Annotated in this window: 1 protein-coding gene; it reads right to left on the minus strand. The window is 39.3% G+C overall.

Annotated elements, in window-relative coordinates; translation table 11 throughout:
• Positions 1 to 211: iron chelate uptake ABC transporter family permease subunit (locus EOC06_RS45735; protein ID WP_368773626.1), on the minus strand; the 211-nt coding region annotated here is incomplete at its 3' end.

Below are 211 nucleotides of genomic sequence, written 5' to 3' on the forward strand. Positions count from 1 at the left end.
CTAATCTATTAGCAATCGGACCTGCAAGAAAGGAGACAAATGCAATCGGACCTGTCGTTGATGTCGCAATAGCAATCATAAAAACAGAACTTACAATAAGTAAAACCCTTGTCTTACCAGCAGCAACACCAAGGGAAGTTGCCATTTGCTCACCAAGTTCTAACATATTCAAGTGTCTGCCTAACAATAGAACAATTGGCGTAAATAGAAT

This window comes from Mesorhizobium sp. M7A.F.Ca.MR.362.00.0.0, assembly GCF_004023175.1.
Lineage (GTDB): Bacteria > Pseudomonadota > Alphaproteobacteria > Rhizobiales > Rhizobiaceae > Mesorhizobium.